This window comes from Actinoplanes awajinensis subsp. mycoplanecinus (assembly GCF_001509495.1).
In the GTDB taxonomy this organism is placed as follows: Bacteria; Actinomycetota; Actinomycetes; order Mycobacteriales; family Micromonosporaceae; genus Actinoplanes; species Actinoplanes palleronii.
Genome location: NZ_LLZH01000134.1, coordinates 26,113 through 44,926, shown reverse-complemented (window position 1 = coordinate 44,926; position 18,814 = coordinate 26,113). Strand labels below are relative to the sequence as shown.

The window sequence follows — 18,814 nt, the reverse complement described above, 5'->3', positions numbered from 1 at the left end:
GGGCTGGTTGTTTCGCGGGTGTGAACACATCGTGGGCGTGACGGTATGAGCGGTTTGGGATACCCACATTCATGGATGTGAATGCAATTCTCTCCTCAGCGCCCCACCGGGCGTATCCCCCGCGACGAGGAGAACCGAAGATGCGCAGTTGGCGAACCCTTCTGGCGAGGACCACAGCGACACTCGCCGCCGCGATCACCGTGGCCAGCATGGGCGCACTCGCCGCCCCGGGCGCGGCGCACGCCGACGCCAGCGTGGTCGGCGGCACCCGGGCGACTCTGGGTGAGTTCCCGTGGATGGTGCGGCTGTCGATGGGCTGCGGGGGCGCCCTGTACAGCTCGACCCTGGTGCTCACCGCGGCCCACTGCGTCAGCTCGACCGGTACGAACACCTCGATCACCGCCACCCTGGGCGTGGTCGACCTGAACTCGACCAGCAAGATCACCCGGAAGTCGAACTACGTCTACCGGGCGCCCGGCTACACCGGCAGCGGCAAGGACTGGGCGTTCATCCGTCTCGCCAGCCCGGTCACCGGCGTCGCCACGCTGCCGATCGCGAAGACCACCGCCTACGACACCGGCACCTTCACGATCGCCGGCTGGGGTGCCGCCACCGAGGGTGGTGCGCAGCAGCGGTACCTGCTGAAGGCGACCGTTCCGTTCGTCAGCGACACCACCTGCAACTCCAGCTCGATGTACAACGGCGAGATCATCGCGAGCAACGAGATCTGCGCGGGATACACCGCCGGTGGCACCGACACCTGCCAGGGTGACTCGGGTGGCCCGATGTTCCGCCGTGACTCGGCCAACGCCTGGGTCCAGGTCGGCATCGTGAGCTGGGGCGACGGGTGCGCACGGCCGAACAAGCCGGGCGTCTACACCCAGGTCAGCTACTTCGCCGCCACGATCGCCGCCGCCGCCACGACGCTGGGCGGCTGAACCCGAGCGTGGGGAGTTGAGGCGCGCTCCGCACCCGAACTCCCCACACACGAAGCAAAACCACCGAGCGTGTGAAGTTACGGCGCGATACCCGCCGTAACTTCACACGCTCGTTCGGCGGGGGATGACCAGCGGGGCGCCGCCGGACGGGTGGGGCAGCACCTCGACTTCGTGCTGGTACACCTCGCTCAGCAGCTCCCCGGTGAACACCTCCGCCGGCGGACCGGCCCCGCGCACCCGGCCACCCGCCAGCACATACGCCCGGTCCGCATAGGCCGCCGCCAGCCCCAGATCGTGCAGCACGACGATCACCGCCGCGCCGGAGCGGGCTCGTTCCCGTGCCGTACCCAAGACGAGCTCTTGATGCCGCAGGTCGAGCGCCGCGGTCGGCTCGTCGAGGAGCAGCACCGGGGTTCGCTGAGCCAGGACCCGAGCCAGGGCGACCCGGGCCTGTTCCCCGCCGGAGAGCGCCGGGAACGGCCGGTCGGCGAACCCGGCCGTCTCGGTCTGCCGCATCGCCTCGGCCACCGCGGCGGAGTCCTCGGCGCGTTCCGGCCGGCCGGCCCACGGGGCACGGCCCATCCGCACCACCTCACCGACGGTGAACGGGAACGACAGCGCGGCCTTCTGCGGCAGCACCGCGCGCAGCCGGGCCAGCTCAACCGGCCGATATGTCCCGATCGCCCGCCCGGCCACCGCGACGGCACCCTCGGCCGACACGTCGCCCGCCAGCGCGGCGAGCAGCGAGGACTTCCCCGCACCGTTCGGCCCGACCAGAGCGATCACCTCGCCGGGGTCGGCGTGCAGGTCAACGCCATCAACGACAAAACGCCCACCAAGCCGAACCCGCACACCGGCCGCCCGCACCCCGAGACCCCGGCCCGAGTCCGATTCCGATTCCACGCCGAACCCGCTCACCCCCAACCCCCGGCCCGCGCCCGAGTGCGGCGCAACAGCCAGAAGAAGACCGGTCCGCCGACCACCGCGGTCAGCACCCCGAGCGGCAACTCCTGATAATCAACAGCGGTCCGGGCGATCAGATCACCGAGCACCACCACGACCGCCCCGCCCAGCGCGCTCGCCGGGATCAACACCCGGTGCCCGGGCCCGGCGACCATCCGGATCAGATGCGGCACCACCAGGCCGACAAAGCTGATGATCCCGGTGAACGCCACCGCCGCCGAGGTGAGCAGCGCGGTCGCCACGATCGCGACGATCCGCAGCCGTTCGGTGTCGACGCCGAGGTGCCGGGCCGGACCTTCGCCGAGGGCGAGCAGGTCGATTTTCCGGGCCAGGACCGCGGCCACCGTGAGACCGAGCGCCGCGCACGGCAGCGCCACCGCGACCGCGCCCCACGTGGCCTGGGCCAGGCTGCCGAGCTGCCAGAACGCTATCGCCCGGACCCCGTCGTCGTCGGTCAGGAACATCAGCAGGCCGAGCAGCGCGCCGGCGGTGGCGTTCACCGCCACGCCGGTCAGCACCAAGGTCACCACTTCGGTGCGGCCGTTGGCGCGGGACATGGCGTACACGATCAGGGTGGTGATCATGCCGCCGCCGAACGCGGCCATCGCGGTGGTCCAGCCGCCGAACAGGGTGACTCCACTGACGATCGCGGCCGCCGCACCGACCGCCGCACCGGCCGAGACACCGACCACGCCGGGCTCGGCGAGCGGGTTACCGAAAACGCCCTGCATCAATGCCCCGGCACAGCCGAGCGACGCGCCGACCAGGACCGCCAGCACCACTCGCGGGAACCTGACCAGCCACAACGCGTTCTCGCCCTGCACCGCCGAGGGTTTCGGGCCAAGATCCAGGCCGAGCCGGTGCAGCACCGATCCGGCGACCTCGGCCGGCGAGATCGGGACCTGTCCGCGCCCCGCCGCGAGCAGCGCGACCACGATCAGGCCTGCGGCAAGACCCACGATCAAAACCGTTTTCCGGTACGACCTGAGCACCGCAATGTTCAGTCGCACGGGCCGTAGACCGCCTTGGCCAGCGCGGCGACAGCCTGCCCCGTGCGCGCCCCGAAGTTCAGCAGCACCCCGTCGTCCATGTCGACGATCCGCCGGTTGATCCCGGCCGGCGTCTGTGCCACCCCGGCGAGCTTGAGGAGCCCGTCCACTCCCCCGACCGAGTTCAGTCCCTCGGTCATCATCAGGATCACGTCCGGCGCCGCGTTGATCAGTCCTTCGCTGGTCAGCGGACGGAACTTCGTCAGCCCGATCGCGCTGCCGGCGTCGAGGGCCCCGATCGCCCCGATCATCGCGTCCGAGCCGGCGCCCCGGCCGCCGATCAGGTACACGCCGGCCGTGCCCCGTACGTACAAAAAGGCGATCTTCAATGGGGTGACGCCGGCCGGCGCGGTCTTGCGCGCGGCGTCGATCTCGCCCTGCACCCTGGTGACCAGGCGCTCGCCGGCCTCGGCGACACCGAGGGCGGCGGCGACCGCGCGGATGTGCTCGGGCACCGCGGCGAGGGTCTGCTCGTCGTCCACGATCACCACCGGGATGCCGGCCTGGCGCACCTGATCGAGAACGGTCGGCGGGCCGATGCTGTCGTCGGCGAGCAGCACGGTGGGGTTGAGTCTGAGGATCGCCTCGGCGGAGAGGTCGTGGCCCTGCGGGGTGACCAGCGGGAGCTTCTTCGCCGCCGGGAACATGGTCGAGGTGTCCCGGCCGATCACCCGGTCACCGAGCCCGAGACTGAAAACGATCTCGCCGAGGGAGCCGTAGAGGTTGACCGCGAGGATCCGGTCGGCGCTCGTCACGGTGACCTTGCGGCCGTCCGCGGAGTCGACAGTGGCCGGTAGCGCCGGGGTGGCTTTCGGGTCGAGCGGGGTGATGTCGGCGCTGGTCAGCTTCGCGGTGGCGACGCCGCAGCCGGCGGTGGTCGCGGCGACTTCCGGCCCGACCTCGCTGACCGCGGTGCACCCGGCCGCGCCGAACAGGAACACGGCGGCGACGACGGTTCGGCGGTTCATGCGCTTGCTCCCTCTAGCGACCGGATTCACGCGCGGCTTTCCTTCCGGCGGATTCACGCGCGGCTTCCTTTCCGGCGGCGGATCCGGCCCGCGACGGAGGCGGCGAGCAGGCCGACCAGGAACGCGCCGCCGATCGCCCACCAGTGCCCGAGCGGCGTGGCGGCGCTCGTCCTGGTCAACGCGAGATCGGCGGCCGGCACACCGGCGACCGTCGTGGCCGCGGGCGGTGCGGCGGTGGCCAGGCGTCCGGTCGGCGGCCCGACCGGCGGGGACGTCGGCTTCCCGGCCGGCGCGACCGCTGCCCCGTTGACCGGGCTCGGCGCCGCGGTCACTGCGGTCCCGGTCCTGGCGGGCGCGAACCGAACCGCGATCCGCACATCCTGGGACCGATCGCTTGTCCGCGTGTGATCAGCCCGGGTGACGATCGCGCAGCCGCGGACCGCGCAGTCCACGTCACCGATCATCTGGCTGACCCGGATCGGCACGGTGAACGAGCCGCCCGCGCCGAACGGGGTGGCCAGACCCTCCCCATAGGACGGCGGGTTCGACGAGATCCACGCGGAGGAACCCGACGAGCCGGACATGTCGGCGCCGCCACCGCACGGCGACGGGATCACGCCGGCGCCGTTGTCCAGGCAGAACGCCACGTAGATGCCTTTTTTCACGTCGTACCCACGGCCGGTGACGGTGACCGTCTGCCCGGCTCGGTCCAGGCCCTTGGTCTTGGACACCGAGAGTCGCTTCGCCGCCTGCGCGGGTGTGCCGGACAGCACCACCACCAGCAGAGTCAGCACCGCGGCCACCGTTCTCAGGCCGATGCGCACTGTCGCCCCCACCACATTCGTACCCCTGCGATCTTGCTTTTGATCATGAGGTTAGGTGAGGCTACCCTAACTGAACTCGCGACAGCGGGTCACTGCCCTATTCGGAAGGAACTCACGAGCATGGGCACATCTCACGGCTCGCATCGGGCCGCACTGTTGGCCGGCGCGCTGGCTCTCGGCGTCGCCACCTCCCTGATCGCGGCCGCACCGGCGATGGCCGCCGAGGTCAAGGTCGGCGGTGGCAGCCTCGACTGGGGCTTCAAGGCGTCGTTCCGGGCCTACGTCGGCACCGGCAACGGCACCCCGCCGATCGCCGTCAAGGACGGCGCGACCCGCAACGCCGACGGGACGTTCGACTTCCCGGCCACCGGCGGCACGTACGACGCCGCCGCGGGCACCGCGAAGGTCACCTACGGCGGGACCGTGGTCTTCTCCTACCCGCTGCACATGTTCGAGATCACCCTGGCCAACCCGACCCTGGTGGTCGACGGCGACGGCACCGGCGCACTACTGGCCGATGTGGACCTGGTGGCCAACGGTGGCAGCACCGAGCAGCACCTGGACCAGGCGGAGATCGCCACCGTGGTGACCACCGCGCCGACCGTGACCGACGGCGCCGTCTCGTTCTCGAACCTGGCCAGCACGCTGACCAGCTCGGGCGCCAGCGCGTTCGCCGGCTTCTACTCGGCCGGTTCGGCGCTCGACCCGATCACCGCGTCCGCCTCGGCGACCGTCACCGAGCCGGAAGAGCCGCAGGAACCGGAAGAGCCGCAGGAACCGGAAGAGCCGCAGGAGCCGGAGCAGCCCGGTGGCAGCAGCTCGGCCGCCCAGAAGATCACCGCGGCGGTCTCCGGCGGGGCACTCACGCTCACCTCGGCCGGTTCCGCGGTGGCGCTCTCCGCGGCCACCCCGGGCCAGACCGCGACCGGCAACCTCAACGCGGTCACGGTCAGCGACCTGCGCGGCACCAACTCCGGCTGGGACCTGGTCGGTCAGGTGACCGATTTCGCCTCCACCGGCGGGGCCACCATCCCGGCCGCCAACCTCGGCTGGACGCCGACCGCGGCGGTCGCCGGCACCGGTCTGGTCGCGGCGAAAGGCGTCACCAACGCCGTCGCGCCGGGCAGCCCGGTCGCACCCGGCACCGGGCTGGGCGCGAGCCGCACCCTCTGCAAGGCCGACACCGGGAGCAGCCTCGGCAGCTCCACCTGTGGCGCGGCGCTGAACCTCGGCATCCCCGAGTCCAGCGCAGCCGGTGAGTACAGCGCCGTGCTCACCCTGACGCTCGCCTGAGCCCCGACGCTCATCGAGCTCTGACGCTCGCCTGATTCACCAGCGGGCAAGGAACCGGACGGGAATTCCGCAACAATTCCCGTCCGGCCCGCACCCATCGTAAGGAGCACCGTGGTCGTTCGTGGCGCGCTGGCCGCCCTGTCGCTGCTCGCTGTGCTGATCCCGGCGCCGGCCTCGGCCGCTCCCAGCGGCTCGTCCGACGTGCGCTGGTCGGTGCAGCCGTCGACGGCGAAAGGACCGGACGGCCGGGACTTCATCATCCGGCGTGCCGCACCCGGCGAACGGCTCACCGACTACGTCGGGGTCACCAACCTGAGCACCCGGCCACTGGTCTTCACCGTGTACGGCACCGACGCGTACACCACCGACGACGGCTCGTTCGCGCTGCTCCCGGCCGCGCAGAAGCCGACCGACGTCGGGTCCTGGACGGCGCTGGGCGCCACGAGATACACCGTGCCGGCGAACACCCGCTTGGACATCCCGTTCTCGATCTCGGTGCCGGCCGACGCGACGCCGGGTGACCACGCCGGCGGAGTGGTCACCTCGATCGCCGAGGAACAGACCACCGCGAACGGTCAGAAGGTGCTCGTCGACCGCCGGGTCGCGGCCCGCGTCTATCTCACCGTCGCCGGCGCCGTCATACCGACATTGAAGATCGACACGGTACGACTGGAGTACGTCACCTCGGCGAACCCGGCCGACGGCGGCGTGATGACCGTCGAATACCTCGTGCACAACACCGGGAACCTGCGGCTCAGTGGCACCGGCACGGTCCGGGTGACCGGCCCGTTCGGCTGGGAGCTGGCCCGCACCGGCGGTATGGAGATCCCCGAGCTGCTGCCCGGCGGCTCGGTCACCGTGACCGAGAAGATCCTCGGCGTGCAGCCGACGGTCCGCCTGGCGGCACAGGTCTGGGTCGAACCCGCCTCGTTCGACCAGAAGCTTCCCGCGGTGTCCCGCAGCACCGGCGTCTGGGCCTGGCCCTGGGCTCTGGTCGCGGTGCTCGGCGCGGTCCTGCTCCACCTGATCGTCCGGTTCGTCCGGCGTCGTCGCGCTGGACACCGTCCCACCCCCGCAGCATGATCGAGTACGACACCGTTGTCGTGCTTCCCTCCCGCAACCGGCACAGCCAGGAAGGACGAGCCGACAGATGACCGGATTCGCCGCACGCCTCCGCAAGGCCACCATGTCCGAGCACCGCGACGCGGAGACCCGCAGTTTCATCGCCCGCCTGATGGCCGGCGCGGTCCCGCTCACCGGTTTCACCGCCCTGACCGCCCAGTACCTGGTCATCTACCGGGAGCTGGAAGCCGCCGCGACCGCGATGGCCGATCACCCGGACGCGGCCGACTTCGCCGACCCGGCCCTGTCCCGGGTCGCCGCCCTCGAGTCCGATCTGGCCCACCTGCACGGCCCGGACTGGGAGTCGTCCGTCGTGCCCCTCGATGCCACCCGCCGCTACGCGGACCGGCTGCGCGAGCACTGCCACACCTCATCGGCCCACTTCGTGGCCCACCACTATGTGCGCTATCTGGGCGACCTCTCCGGTGGCCAGCTGGTCGGCCGCAAGGTCGCCGCGACCTACCACTTGGGCGACGCGGGCACGGCGTTCTACCGCTTCGACCAGATCACCGACCCGAAGGCCTACAAGACGGTCTACCGCGCCCGGCTGGACGCCCTCGACCTCCCGGCCGCGGACCTGGACACCCTGGTCGAGGAGTCCCAGCTGGCCTTCACCCTGAACGCCGCCATCTTCCAGGAGCTGGGCACCGCCTACCCAGAGGACCTGGTCCCCGCCGCCTGACCACACCCCCACCGCTGCGTGGGGACTTTCGGCGCGCTCCGCACCACAACTTCACACGCACGGGGGCGGCGGGCGCTGCGTGGGGACTTTCGGCGCGCTCCGCACCACAACTTCACACACACGGGGGCGGCGGGCGCTGGGCGGTCCTGAGTGGGGACTGCGTCGCGTGCTGACCGGCGGGGACTCTGCCCAGGTCGTACAAAAATGGGGGTCCAGCTCTGGGTTTCCCCCTCCCGGAGCTGGACGTATTCCATCCTCCAGGCCGCTAGGCGGACGGGGAAGCGGTCGGCGAGGCCGTCGGGGGCGGGGTTCCGGGCGGCGGACCGCCGGGACCGCCGGGACCGCCCGGGCCGCCGGGGACCTCGACCGCGGTCGGGTCCACCGTGATGGCGAGGCGGGCGACGTAGCCGATGCGCGGGGTGCCGGCGATGTCGGCCATCTCCCGGGCGGCGAGGTCGTCGCCGAAGACCATGTCGGAGGCGAGCGTGATGCGTTCCATGTTGGTGACGCTCGCCTCGTAGCCGGTCGCCTCGGCGTAGACCTTGTCCGCCACCGCCTCGGGGAACGCGATCTGGGAGGTCTTGCGGATCGGCCCGGCGCCGCTGGTCGCGTCGGCCAGCGAGGAGTAGACCTCGAAGTGGATGTGCGGCCAGCGGCCGGTGTAGCAGGCCGGGAAGACCGTGGTGAACGTGACGCGGCCGAAGAAGTCGGTGACCTGGATGCCGCGCAGGTAGTTCTCCTCGGTGACACCGGAGGAGTAGAGCGAGTAGCGCCCCTCCCGGTCGCAGTGCCAGACGTAGACCGCGGCGCCGGCCAGCGGCTTGCAGTCGAGGTCGCGGACGATCACGCTGAAGACCAGCGGCACACCGTGCGCCACGCCGGTCGACCCGCCGAACGAGGGGCGGATGTCGCGCCGGACCACACCGGAGACGGTACGCACGTCGATGCCGTTGGACCCGTCGGCGGGGAACGGTCCGGCCGTCTCCGACTCGACCTCCTCGGCGCAGGTGATCTCGTGAGCTTCGGCGCTGCCGGCGAGCAGAGCCGAGCCACCGGTCAGTGCGAGGGCCCCGGTCCCGCCGATCGCGGCGAGCATCCGCCGGCGGGACATGGTGCCGAGGTCGAACGCCAAACCCTTGTCATGCACCGCGCGCACATACGCGGCGTTGTCGGTATCCGGTTCGGATGCCATGTCTGCAACCTCCTGAATGGGGCGAAGCAGGCAGCACAACATCGAAGCCTATGAATAACCTGTGGTTGATCTCCCGGCCGCCATACCGGACCGGTCATAACCCGGGGCTACACTCCCGATCCGGGTGCCGCTCGGCGAGGGCGGCGCCATCAACCTCACCGACGCCCCGCCGGCCGGCGGCACGATCACCTACCTCGCGTCCACACCGGAGCTCGACGGGTATGCGGTCGTCACCGCCCAGCTGACCGTCACCCTGCCGTTCAGCACTCCGGCACTGTCGCTGACGAACAACAAGAGCGTTTTTTCGTACGCGGAGCCGGTCCGGTTCACCGCCACGCTCGGCGACACGTGGACCAATCGCAAGGTCGAGATCTGGTCCGACCCGGCCGGCGCCGACCAGGGCGCCCGGCTGCTGGGCAGCGGCACGGTGAACGACTACCACCTGTACTCGGTGCCGCTCACGCTCACCCGCAACACCGTGGTCACCGTGAAGTTCGCCGGCGACACCCGGTTCGCCCCGCGCTCGGTGACGTCGACCGTCGGCACGAAGGTGGCGGCGAGCACCGCGATCACCAAGCACTACAAGACCGCGAAGATCGGGTCGACCGCGTACCAGTACGTGGAAGTACTTCACGTTCACGAGCTGACCGGGTAGGCCCGCGTCTCGCTGGCCTTGACCGCCGCCCACAACTCCCGGCCCGGCGCGAGATCCAGGTGCGCGGCCGCGGCCGGGGTGATGTCGGCGGCCACCACGATCGGGCCGTCCAGGCGTACCCGCAGGTTGTCGCCGTGCCGTTGGATGTCGGTGAGCACCGCGGGCCAGGTGTTGCGGGGGCTGCCGTCCGGCCGGGCCGGGTGCAACGCGACGGCCGCCGGGGGGAAGGCCACGAACGCGGCGCCGTGCACGACGTCGGTCGCGGTCAGAGCAAAACCACCTTCCAGGTGTACGACGTGACCGTCGCCCCGGCCGCGGTACAGGTTGAGGCCGACCAGCTGGGCCACGTAGTCGGTACGGGGCTGGGCGGTGATCGTGGCCGCGTCGCCCTCCTGGACCACCCGGCCGTCCTCCACGATGACCAGCCGGTCCGCGAGCACCAGCGCGTCCAGCGGATCGTGGGTGACCAGCAGGGTCGCGCCGGGATGCGCGGACAGGTGCCGGTGCAGCTCGGCCCGGGTCTCCAGCCGGGTCCGCGCGTCGAGTGCCGCGAGCGGCTCGTCGAGCAGCAGCAGCACCGGGTCGACGGCGAGCGCCCGGGCCAGCGCGACCCGCTGCGCCTGCCCGCCGGAGAGGTGCCGCGGTTTGCGGCGGGCGAAATCGGTCAGCCCCACCCGGGCCAGCCACCGGTCCGCGATCTCGTGCGCGCCGCGCCGGTCCGCACCGTGCCGCCGCGGGCCGAACGCCACGTTGTCCCGTGCGCTGAGGTGCGGAAACAGCAGGTAGTCCTGGAACACCACGCCGACCCGGCGCCGCTCGGGTGGCACCTCGGTGAGGTCCCGGTCCTCCAGGGTGACATGTCCGCTGGTCAACGGGATGAGCCCGGCCAGGGCACGCAGGGCGGTGGTCTTGCCGGCTCCGTTCGGCCCGAGCAGGGCGACCGTCTCGCCCGCGGCGATGGTCAACTCGAGGTCCAGGCGGAAGTCGCCCCGGTGCACGACCAGGTGAGCATCCAAGGTCATGGAGCGGTCAGCCACCGATCGCGCAGGCCGGCCAGGATCGTCACCGACACCACCAGCAGGATCAGGCTGAGCACCACCGCTCCGTCCAGGTCGCCGCTCTCCATGGTCTGGTAGACCGCGAGCGGCATGGTCTGAGTGATCCCCGGATAGTTGCCGGCGAAGGTGATCGTAGCGCCGAACTCGCCGAGCGCCCGCGCCCAGCAGAGCACCCCGCCGGCCGCGATCCCCGGCGCCACCAGCGGCAACGTCACGTGGGTGAACGTGATCCAGCGGGTCGCACCGAGGGTGGCGGCGGCCTCCTCGAAGCGGGTGTCGGCACCGCGCAGCGCACCCTCCACCGAGATGACCAGGAACGGCAGCGCCACGAACGCCTCGGCGATCACCACCCCGGCCGTGGTGAACGGCAGGCTGATCCCGAACGTCGAGTCCAGCCAGCTGCCGATCAGGCCGCGCCGGCCGAGGGCGAGCAGCAGGGCGATGCCGCCGACCACCGGTGGCAGCACCAGCGGCACGGTGATCAGCGCCCGGACCACCCGCCGGCCGGGAAACGTGACCCGGGCCAGCACCCAGGCCAGCGGGACGCCCAGCACCAGGCAGAGCAGGGTGGCCAGGCTCGCGGTCAGCAACGACAACCGCAGCGCCTGGACCACGCCCGGCTCGGTGAGCCGGGACAGCAGCGTTGTCCACGGGGTGCGCCAGAGGAGCCCGGCGAGCGGCAGGACCAGGAAGATCAGTCCACCGATCGCCGGCACCAGCAGCGCGATCGGGACCCGCTGCCTGGTCACGGCGCCTGGAATCCGGCTTCGCCGAGCACCTTCAGCCCGTCGGCGGAGAGCACGTAGTCGACGAACTGCTGCGCGCCGGTCGCGTTCGTGGCGTTCTTCAGCACCGCGATCGGGTACTCGTTGATCGCCTTGGCCGACTCCGGGAACTCGACAGCGTCGATGTCGGCCGCCGAGGCCTTGGCGTCGGTGCGGTAGACCAGCGCCGCGTCCACCTCACCCAGCTTGACCTTGGTGAGCGCCGCCTTCACGTCCTGTTCCAGGGTGACCGGGGTGAGCTTGACCCCGGACGCCTCCAGCGCCGTCTTGGCGGCCGCGCCACAGGGCACCGCCTCGGCGCAGAGCGCGACCTTGAGATCGGCCTTGGTCAGGTCGGCCAGACCGGCGATCTTCTTCGGGTTGCCCTTCGCGGTCGCGATCACCAGCTGGTTCTTCGCGAACATGGTCGGGCTGACGGCATCGGCGACGTCCGCCATGTTCTTCGACGCGGCCGACGCGAACACGTCGGCCGGCGCACCCTGGTTGATCTGGGTGGCCAGCGCGGAGCTGCCGGCGAAGTTGAACTTCACCGTGGTCCCGTCGTGTGCCGCCTCGAACTGCTTGCCGAGCGTGGTGAACGACTCGGTGAGCGACGCGGCCGCGAACACGGTGACCGTGCTGTTCTCCGCCGCCTTGTCATCGGACGCCCCGCTGCACCCGGCCAGGCCCAGTGCCAGCACGAGCGCTGCGATCCTGATCTTCAACTGCTTCTCCCCACAGTGGACCGCTCCACCACCACGGTGGTCGATTTGATGACCGCCACCGCCACCGAGCCGACCCGCAGGTCCAGCTCGTCGACGGCTTCCCGGCTCATCAGCGACACCAGCCGGAACGGTCCGGCCTGGATGTCGACCTGAGCCATCACGGTGTCCTTGACCACGGCGGTCACGATCCCGCGCAGCCGGTTGCGGGCCGACGAGGAATCCGAGCGCCCGTCCGGCTCGGCGGCCTGTGCCCGGACGAAGCCGGCCAGGTCGACCCCGTCGATCACCCGGTGGCCGTGCTCGTCTCGGGAGGCGGCGAGCCGGCCGGCATCGACCCAGCGGCGCACCGTGTCCGGGCTGACCCCGAGCAACTCGGCCGCCTCGCCGATCTGGAACACCGTCATATCGCTCACCTTAATCTTCCGCACTTGCCAGCCAAAATGTCATTCATCACCGGCATACTCGGGCCACTTACCGCGCTACCGACCGCACCTGCGGCTCGATCAGGTGACCCGGGTTCCGCGATCATGACCCATCATCAACTTCGACGGTCCACGACGAGAGCTGGTCTTCATGATCGAGCACGGTCCCGGCATGCCGTGGGCGGTGGCCCACGCGACCGCCGGTGACCTGGCGCGGCCGCTGCCCGCCGAGCGAACCACACCGGACGCGGCGATCGGCCGGATTCTGGCCGTGCCGCTGCGCGCCGCGGTCGCGGTCCCGGCGTTCGACACCGCGGCCATGGACGGCTACGCGATCACCGGTCCGGGTCCGTGGCGGGTCGTCGGCCGCCGGCTGGCCGGGCCCGGCGAGCCGGTCGATCCGCTGCTCGGCGGCACCGCGATCGAGATCGGCACGGGAGCGGCGGTGCCACCGACGACCGAGGCGGTTCTTCCGTACGAGGACAGCGCCCGGCACGGTGACCTCATCAGCGGCGAGCCCCGGCGCCCGCACATCCGTCGTGCCGGTGAGGACCTCCGGCCCGGTGACCTGCTGGCCGACGAGGGACGGCCGGTCACCGCGACGATGGCGGCCGCGGCCGTGCAGGCCGGTGCCGAGGAGCTGCACACCCACCGGCCGCCGGCGGTCACGCTGTTCGTCACCGGCGACGAGGTGATCACTTCCGGGCGGCCGGGGCCGGGGCAGGTGCGGGACAGCTTCACCGGCCTGGTCGGCGCGGTCACCGCACGGGCCGGTGGCCACCTGCTCCGCAGCACCCGGCTGCCGGACGACCCGGTGGCGCTGGCCGACGCGCTGGGCCGGCCGGGCGCCGAGGTGGTCGTGGTGAGCGGCTCGTCCTCGGCCGGCGCCGCCGATCACCTGCACCGGGTGCTGACGGCGCTGGACGCGACGTGGCACGTACGCGGGGTGGCCTGCCGTCCCGGGCATCCGCAGGGGCTGGCCGAGCTGCCCGGCGGCCGCTGGGTGGTGAGCCTGCCGGGCAATCCGTACGCGGGACTGGTCGCCGCCCTGACCCTGCTGGAGCCGTTGCTCGCGGCGCTGGCCGGCCGGGCCGTCGCGCCACCGGTCACCGCCGTGGTGACCGGGGAGGCCCGGTTGTATGCCGCGGGCGTACGCATCGTGCCGGTGACCGGGACCCGGATCCTGCCCGGCGCTCGCCCCGGCAGCCTGCACACCGCGGCGGCCGCGGATTCTCTCGCGGTTCTCACCGCTGCGTGGCGCAGCGGCGACCCAGCGCCACGACTGGTCCTGCCCTGACCGATTTCGGAAAAAGTCAGGAGCCCTGGGCAACCTTTCCGTCGGCGGTGGCCACCTCGAGTCATGACCCCCGATCCCCAGTTCCCCTCCTCGCACCGGCGCCCGGCCTCCCGGAAGAAGCGGAAGGCCCTGGCCGGCGGCATCGCCGCGGTCGCGGTGCTGGCCGGTGCCGGCCTGCTCGGCGGCCAGCCGTGGGCGAACGCCGCGTCGAGCATCACCTTCGACACCGGCACCGGCCTGACGTTCGCGGTGAACACCACGAACGGGAACGTGACATCGCTGAAGCACGACGGCACCGAGCTGACCGCTTCCGGTCAGGCCGCCGGGCAGTTCGAGTCCGGCTGGTCGTCCGCCACGGTCACCAGCCAGAGCTTCAACAGCGGCGCGTCGATCCTGGTCAGCGCGACGAACTCGTCGATCGGCGTGACCCAGTACTACTTCGCGCGCAAGAACGACAACACGCTCTACATGGCCACCGACATCACCAAGGCGCTGAACCCGGGTGAGGCCCGGTTCATCACCCGGCTCAAGAGCTCGCTGCTGACCACGTCACCGGTGGCCGCGAAGACGTCCGGCACCACGTCGACGGTCGAGGGCTCGGACGTGTTCGCGTTCGCGAGCGGCCAGACCGCGTCGAAGTTCTTCAGCTCGCAGCGGCTGATCGCGCAGACCCCGTTCGGCGCGAGCGGAAACGGTCACGGGGCGTACATCATCGCCGGCAACAACGACATGACCTCGGGTGGCCCGTTCTTCCGGGACATCGAGGTGAACGACACCGGCACCGCGGTCAACATCACCCACTACATGTTCAGCGGGCACCAGCAGACCGAGGCGCTCCGGCTCGGCCTGCACGGCCCGTACGCCCTGGCGGTCACGGACGGCGAGTCGCCGACCGTGCACAGCATGGACTTCCTCAGCTCGTACATCCCGGGCCTGCTCTCCAACGCCCAGCGCGGCGGCGTGACCGGCACCGCGAGCGGCTCGTGGAACGGCCTGAAGGCGACGGTCGGGCTGGCCGGCACGAACGGTCAGTACTGGGGCTCGGTCAAGTCCGGCAAGTTCGTGATCGGGCACATCAAGCCGGGCACCTACACCGCCACCCTGTACGCCGGTGAACTGGCCGTCGGCACCCCCAAGACGATCACGGTGACCGCCGCGGCGACCACCTCGCTCGCGGTCACCGGCAACGTCCCGGCGGCCGGCACGCTCTTCCAGCTCGGCACGTTCGACGGCACCCCGGCCGGCTTCCTGAACGCCGACAAGATCGAGACCATGCACCCGTCGGACAGCCGGATGGGCGCCTGGACGGCGAGCAGCTACAGCGTCGCGTCCGGCGCCGCGAAGTTCCCGATGGCCGAGTTCAAGTCGGTCAACTCGCCGATGGCGCTGAACTTCACCCTCGCCTCCGTCCCGGCCAACGGCGTCAAGCTGCGCATCGCGACCACCTCGGCGTTCGCCGGTGGCCGTCCCGCGGTCACCATCGGCAGCTACTCGTCGCCGTCGTCGGCCTCACCCGCCCCGGCCAACCTGGACTCCCGCAACGTCACCCGGGGGACCTGGCGGGGGATCAACACCACGTACACGTTCACCGTCCCGGCGAGCGCGCTGAAGGCCGGCAGCAACACCCTGTCGATCTCCACGATCAGCGGCAGCAGCGGCGCGACGTTCCTGAGCCCGAACTTCATCTTCGACGGCCTGGCCCTCGACCCGGCGTAGCCATCGATCGACGCGGAGCGGGGGTCCTTCCGGATCCCCGCTCGTTTTGTCCTTAATAGACCATCGGGCAAACAACGCAAGCAGCCATTGCGTATTCTGCGGTTCCCGACAGACCAGGAGCACCGTTGAAGTTCACCCGCAGCATGCTCGTCGCGGCCGTCGCCACCAGCACCGCGCTGGCGACCGCACCCGCCGAGGCCGCTTCCCCCGTTTCCTCCCTCGAACACCGGACCACGACGGCGCTCGCCGGCCCGGCCGAGATCGTCCGGGACGGCATCACGCTGCGGCACACCCGCACCCCGGTCCCGGCCACCCGGGTCACCGGCAAGGGCCCGACCCGGTCCGACTTCGACGGCGACGGCCGGGATGACATCGCCACGTCCGGCAGCGCCGGCGTCACCGTCGTCTACTCCTCCTCGCCGTTCCGGGATCAGCTGAGCATCGGGACCCCGCCGGGTGTCCTCGACTGCCTGTGCTTCGGCGGCGAGATGGTTTCCGGTGACTTCAACGGCGACGGGTACGACGACCTCGCCGCCGCGGCGAGCCTCGAGCCCGACGTGCAACGCCTGGGCCGCCTCGCAGGCGCCGTCTGGGTCATCCCGGGCAGCTCCACCGGTCTGCGGCCGACCGCCGTGAAGCACTTCACCCAGAGCTCGGCCGGCGTGCCCGGCAGTTCCGAGGAGGGTGACGCGTTCGGGGCCGGCATGGCCGCCGGGGACATCACCGGGGACGGGCGGGCCGACCTGGCCGTCAGCATCCCGGGCAAGGAGATCGCCGGCAAGCGGGACGCCGGCGCGGTCGTCGTGCTCAAGGGCAGCGCCGCCGGCATCGCCAGCACCGGCGCGCAGTGGCTGAGCCAGGCCACCAAGGGCGTGCCCGGCGCACCGGAGACCGGCGACCGATTCGGGTCCGGGCTGGCGATCGGCAAGATCGACAAGAACCGGTACCAGGAACTCGTGGTCGGCGCGTCCCAGGAGGACCACAACAAGGCGACCGACGAGGACCTCGACGAGTCCCTGGCGGGCAGCGGCCTGGTCACCCAGTTCTGGGGCACCGCACGCGGGGTCGCCCTCACCAAGGTCACCACGGTCAGCGGCATGCAGGTCACCAGGGCCGTCAAACAGAGCGGCACGCACTTCTGGGACCTGGGCGACCCCGCGATGGCGATCGGCGACACCACCGGCGACGGATACGGCGAGATCGTCATCGGTTCGCCGATGACGCGCGGTTCGGGCATGGTGGTCAGCCTGGCCGGTCGCCGGACCGGGCTGTCCGCCAAGGGTGCGATCGCGCTGGACCAGAACAGCAAGGGCGTCGCCGGCGCCAACGAGGACAGCGACCAGTTCGGCCGCTCGCTGGCGGTCGGGGACGTGACCGGTGACGGCCGCGCCGACGTGCTGACCGGCATCCCGAGCGAGGGGTACGGCAACGACTGGGAAGTCGGCGCCGTGGTGCTGCTCCGCGGCTCGAAGAAGGGCCTGACCGGGGTCGGCTCGCAGACCATCAACCAGGCGACGGCCGGGGTGCCGGACAGCATCGGGCGCGGCGAGAACTTCGGCTACGCGGTCGCGATCGGCAACCTGAACGGCTCCGGCGGCCTGGACGCCCTGATCGGCGCCCCCTGGGACATGGTCAACGGGAACACCACCGGTTACTCCTCGGGCTCGGTGACCCGCCTCTACGGCGGCGCCAAGGGCCTCGGATCCGGCTCGATGATCAGCGGATACACGCTCGGGGTGGGCATCGGCACCAACTTCGGACGCGCGTTGCCGTCCTGAACGCACGACTGGTGAAGGGGTCCGGCGGGTGCCGGGCCCCTTTCCCCTGTCACTTCCCGGCCCGGCCGGCGATCTCGGCGAGCACCTCGGCGGCCCGGATCGCGTCGGTCAGCGTCGGACCGTGCGGCGCACCGTCGACGATGGAGCGCAGGAACAGCGCCGCCTCGATCACCTTCAGGTCGTCGTAGCTCATCGCGATCCCGGCGCCGGGCTGGAACGCGGCGTACTCCCCGTCACCAGGGCCGGCGAAGACCGGTTCGCCGTTCACCAGCAGCTCGCCCATCCGCCGGAAGTCCCAGCTCAGCATGCCTTCGGTGCCGTGCACGGCGAAGCCGTAATGGTTCTGCTCGCCGGTCGCCACCCGGCTCGCCTCCACCACCACCCGGGCGCCGCCGGCGACGCGCAGCAGGGCCGCGAACCAGTCGTCGTTCTCCACCTCGCGCAACGGTCCGGCGCCACGCGCGTGACCGGTGGTCGCACCGCCCGGCTCGGGCCGCCGCGGAATGAAGATCGCGGTGTCCGCGGCCACCACCTCGTCGATCTCGCCGAGCAGGTGCCGGACCAGGTCGACGGCGTGCGCGCCGAGGTCGCCGAGCACGCCGTCGCCGCCGCGGGCCCGCTCGAAGCGCCAGGTCAGCGCGGCGTCCGGGGCGGCGGCGTAGTCGCTGAAGAACCGGAACCGGGCGTGCGTGACGGCGCCGATCCCGCCGGCCGCCAGGATCGCCCGGGCCCGCTGCACCGCCGGCGCGTGCCGATAGTTGAAGCCGACGCTGACCTGGCCGGGGCCGACGATCGCCCGGGCGTCGTCGGCGCTCAGCCCGACCGGTTTCTCGATCCAGAGGTGCCGGCCGGACCCGGCGAACGCGGCGCCGATCTCCCGGTGCAGGAAGTTCGGCGCGGTGATGCTCACCGCCACGATCCGCGGGTCGTCGAGCAGCGCATGCCAGTCGGTGGCCGAGGTCGCGAAACCGTAGCGGGCCGCGGCCTGGGCGGCCCGGTCCGGCACGTCGTCGGCCACGGCGATCAGCTCCGGTACGGGTAACGCCGGGTAGTGCTGCCGCACCCGGAGGTACGCCTGGGTGTGCACCCGCCCCATCCAGCCGAGACCGATCACCGCCACACCGATCGCATCCATGCCTGTGCATGGTAATCGGAACGGTGGGTGATGCGTTAGCTACGCCACGTCATTATGGAGAGACGCTGCATCTGAGCATCTCGGCGGTACTGGTCAACGCCAGGGTGCTGAACGCGATCACCCAGACGATCGCGCAGTGCTTCTACGGCTGGCAGATCGGCGAGGGCGACGCCCCGGGCAACCCGAGTGTGTGAAGTTTGGGCGCGGAGCGCACCCAAACTTCACACACTCGG

19 protein-coding genes are annotated in these 18,814 nt (G+C 71.3%); 9 read left to right on the top strand and 10 right to left on the bottom strand.

Annotated elements, in window-relative coordinates; translation table 11 throughout:
* Positions 1-140: 140 nt before the first annotated feature.
* On the top strand, positions 141-938 hold the full coding sequence (locus ADL15_RS17225) for a serine protease (RefSeq protein ID WP_067691569.1): 798 nt from the start codon (positions 141-143) through the stop codon (positions 936-938).
* A 102-nt stretch (positions 939-1,040) separates the two neighbouring features.
* Here ADL15_RS17225 and ADL15_RS17220 read toward each other — a convergent pair whose 3' ends face one another.
* Genes ADL15_RS17220 through ADL15_RS17205 form a run of 4 tightly spaced genes read right to left on the bottom strand, consistent with a single transcriptional unit; the run spans position 1,041 to position 4,712 of the window.
* Positions 1,041-1,841, bottom strand: coding sequence for a heme ABC transporter ATP-binding protein (locus ADL15_RS17220; protein WP_067691786.1), 801 nt, complete (start codon positions 1,839-1,841; stop codon positions 1,041-1,043).
* Between the two features lie 11 nt (positions 1,842-1,852).
* On the bottom strand, positions 1,853-2,860 hold the full coding sequence (locus tag ADL15_RS17215) for a FecCD family ABC transporter permease (RefSeq protein WP_232344177.1): 1,008 nt from the start codon (positions 2,858-2,860) through the stop codon (positions 1,853-1,855).
* A 41-nt stretch (positions 2,861-2,901) separates the two neighbouring features.
* Complete coding sequence (locus ADL15_RS17210) at positions 2,902-3,918, bottom strand: heme/hemin ABC transporter substrate-binding protein (RefSeq protein ID WP_083971361.1); 1,017 nt, start codon at positions 3,916-3,918, stop codon at positions 2,902-2,904.
* 53 nt (positions 3,919-3,971) lie between these two features.
* Positions 3,972-4,712, bottom strand: coding sequence for a hypothetical protein (locus ADL15_RS17205; protein WP_157441423.1), 741 nt, complete (start codon positions 4,710-4,712; stop codon positions 3,972-3,974).
* Positions 4,713-4,862: 150 nt separating this feature from the next.
* Here ADL15_RS17205 and ADL15_RS17200 point away from each other — a divergent pair, with 150 nt between their 5' ends.
* The 3 genes from ADL15_RS17200 (at position 4,863) to ADL15_RS17190 (ending at position 7,839) form a co-directional block, all read left to right on the top strand.
* A complete protein-coding gene (locus ADL15_RS17200; RefSeq protein ID WP_067691563.1) occupies positions 4,863-6,035 on the top strand; it encodes an HtaA domain-containing protein in 1,173 nt (390 codons plus the stop codon).
* Positions 6,036-6,146: 111 nt separating this feature from the next.
* A complete protein-coding gene (locus tag ADL15_RS17195; RefSeq protein WP_083971359.1) occupies positions 6,147-7,118 on the top strand; it encodes a WxL protein peptidoglycan domain-containing protein in 972 nt (323 codons plus the stop codon).
* 67 nt (positions 7,119-7,185) lie between these two features.
* Entirely contained in the window at positions 7,186-7,839 is a 654-nt protein-coding gene (locus tag ADL15_RS17190) for a biliverdin-producing heme oxygenase (protein ID WP_067691558.1), read from the top strand.
* 265 nt (positions 7,840-8,104) lie between these two features.
* On the opposite strand, the gene ADL15_RS17185 is transcribed toward ADL15_RS17190, so the two are convergent.
* A complete protein-coding gene (locus ADL15_RS17185) occupies positions 8,105-9,031 on the bottom strand; it encodes a dioxygenase family protein (protein WP_067691555.1) in 927 nt (308 codons plus the stop codon).
* A gap of 124 nt (positions 9,032-9,155) precedes the next feature.
* On the opposite strand from ADL15_RS17185, the gene ADL15_RS17180 reads away from it, so the two are divergent.
* Positions 9,156-9,686, top strand: coding sequence for a hypothetical protein (locus ADL15_RS17180; RefSeq protein ID WP_067691552.1), 531 nt, complete (start codon positions 9,156-9,158; stop codon positions 9,684-9,686).
* Here the strand turns inward: ADL15_RS17180 and ADL15_RS17175 are convergent.
* Genes ADL15_RS17175 through ADL15_RS17160 form a run of 4 tightly spaced genes read right to left on the bottom strand, consistent with a single transcriptional unit; the run spans position 9,668 to position 12,637 of the window.
* On the bottom strand, positions 9,668-10,708 hold the full coding sequence (locus ADL15_RS17175) for an ABC transporter ATP-binding protein (RefSeq protein ID WP_067691777.1): 1,041 nt from the start codon (positions 10,706-10,708) through the stop codon (positions 9,668-9,670). The two genes, ADL15_RS17180 and ADL15_RS17175, sit on opposite strands and share 19 nt — an antisense overlap.
* On the bottom strand, positions 10,705-11,493 hold the full coding sequence (locus ADL15_RS17170; protein ID WP_083971358.1) for an ABC transporter permease: 789 nt from the start codon (positions 11,491-11,493) through the stop codon (positions 10,705-10,707). Before ADL15_RS17170 ends, ADL15_RS17175 begins: the two co-directional genes overlap by 4 nt.
* Positions 11,490-12,233 carry a molybdate ABC transporter substrate-binding protein gene (modA, locus tag ADL15_RS17165; RefSeq protein WP_067691546.1) on the bottom strand — a complete coding sequence of 248 codons (744 nt, stop codon included), beginning with the start codon at positions 12,231-12,233 and terminating at the stop codon, positions 11,490-11,492. Before modA ends, ADL15_RS17170 begins: the two co-directional genes overlap by 4 nt.
* The gene (locus ADL15_RS17160; RefSeq protein ID WP_067691543.1) at positions 12,230-12,637 is read right to left on the bottom strand and encodes a TOBE domain-containing protein; all 408 of its coding nucleotides are present in this window, start codon (positions 12,635-12,637) and stop codon (positions 12,230-12,232) included. The genes modA and ADL15_RS17160 overlap by 4 nt, the downstream gene beginning before the upstream one ends.
* Before the next feature lie 169 nt (positions 12,638-12,806).
* Between ADL15_RS17160 and ADL15_RS17155 the strand changes: the two genes are divergently transcribed.
* From ADL15_RS17155 to ADL15_RS17145, 3 genes are all read left to right on the top strand, one after another.
* The gene (locus ADL15_RS17155) at positions 12,807-13,952 is read left to right on the top strand and encodes a molybdopterin-binding protein (RefSeq protein WP_198170833.1); all 1,146 of its coding nucleotides are present in this window, start codon (positions 12,807-12,809) and stop codon (positions 13,950-13,952) included.
* 63 nt (positions 13,953-14,015) lie between these two features.
* On the top strand, positions 14,016-15,668 hold the full coding sequence (locus tag ADL15_RS17150; protein WP_067691541.1) for a rhamnogalacturonan lyase B N-terminal domain-containing protein: 1,653 nt from the start codon (positions 14,016-14,018) through the stop codon (positions 15,666-15,668).
* 125 nt (positions 15,669-15,793) lie between these two features.
* Positions 15,794-17,446 (top strand): FG-GAP and VCBS repeat-containing protein, encoded by a 1,653-nt coding sequence (locus tag ADL15_RS17145; protein WP_067691538.1) that lies wholly within the window; start codon positions 15,794-15,796, stop codon positions 17,444-17,446.
* 49 nt (positions 17,447-17,495) lie between these two features.
* Here ADL15_RS17145 and ADL15_RS17140 read toward each other — a convergent pair whose 3' ends face one another.
* The gene (locus ADL15_RS17140; RefSeq protein WP_067691535.1) at positions 17,496-18,581 is read right to left on the bottom strand and encodes a Gfo/Idh/MocA family protein; all 1,086 of its coding nucleotides are present in this window, start codon (positions 18,579-18,581) and stop codon (positions 17,496-17,498) included.
* Positions 18,582-18,604: 23 nt separating this feature from the next.
* On the opposite strand from ADL15_RS17140, the gene ADL15_RS53000 reads away from it, so the two are divergent.
* Positions 18,605-18,775: a hypothetical protein gene (locus ADL15_RS53000; RefSeq protein WP_157441422.1), complete on the top strand. Its 171-nt coding sequence runs from the start codon at positions 18,605-18,607 to the stop codon at positions 18,773-18,775.
* Positions 18,776-18,814 lie beyond the last annotated feature (39 nt).